The organism is Noviherbaspirillum album, from assembly GCF_035916955.1.
GTDB classification, from domain to species: Bacteria; Pseudomonadota; Gammaproteobacteria; order Burkholderiales; family Burkholderiaceae_D; genus Noviherbaspirillum; species Noviherbaspirillum album.
In genome coordinates, this window is record NZ_JAWIIV010000128.1 from 1 (window position 1) to 945 (window position 945).

Annotated in this window: 1 protein-coding gene; it reads right to left on the reverse strand. The window is 69.7% G+C overall.

What is annotated here, in order from left to right; genetic code table 11:
• Positions 1 to 945: amino acid adenylation domain-containing protein (locus RY831_RS33025; RefSeq protein WP_326510507.1), on the reverse strand; the 945-nt coding region annotated here is incomplete at both ends.

Consider the following 945-nt stretch of genomic DNA (forward strand, 5'->3'; position numbering starts at 1 on the left):
CGCAGCTGCGCCGGGTCGGCGCAATCCTGCCCGACCAGATAGGCAACGATCTCCTCCTCGCCCAGCGCATTCCTGCGGATGGCGGCGGCGGCGTCCCGCACTCCAGGCAGCTGGCGCAGCTGGTGCTCGATGTCGCCGATCTCGATTCGCATGCCCCGAATCTTCACCTGGTCGTCGCGGCGGCCAAGGTATTGCAGCCGTCCGTCAGCGGTCCAGCGTCCCAGGTCGCCAGTCAGGTAGAACCGGCCGGCAATGCCGGGCAGGCTGATGAAACGTTCGGCCGTACGCGCTGCATCGTTCAGATAGCCGCGCGCCACCCCGGCGCCGGCAATGGCGATCTCGCCCACCGCGCCCGGCGGCTGCAGCCGCCCGCTGGCCGACAGCACCAGCAGCTGCTCGCCGGGCAAGGCGCGCCCGAGGCTGACCGGGCCTGCGGCAAGACGCCAGCTGGCCGACCAGATGGTGGTCTCGGTGGGGCCATAGACATTGAACACCGCCACATCGCGGTAGGCGAGCAGGCGCTCGGCCAGGTTCTGGACCAGCGCTTCGCCGCCGACGAGCAGGGTGCGTATGCCGGGCAGGGCGTCGTGCGGCGAGGGCAGGGCATCGAGCAGCAGCTTGAGGCGGGTGGGCGTCATCTGCAGCACGCTGACCTTCTCGCGGGCGATCAGTTCGAGCAGCAATGCCGGGTCGCGGGCCTGCTCGGAGGAAGCCAGCACGACGGTCATGCCGCAGCACAGGCTGCCGAGCAGTTCGAGTGCGGCGATGTCGAAGGACACAGTGGTGACGCCGAGGATGCGGTCGCCGGGGGCGAAGCCGAAGGTCTGGGGCAGGGCGGCGAAGAAGGAGGCGGCATTGCCATGGGTGAGCATGGCGCCCTTGGGCGTGCCGGTGGAGCCGGAGGTGAAAATGACGTAGGCCAGCGAGTCCGGCGTAATGGCGGCG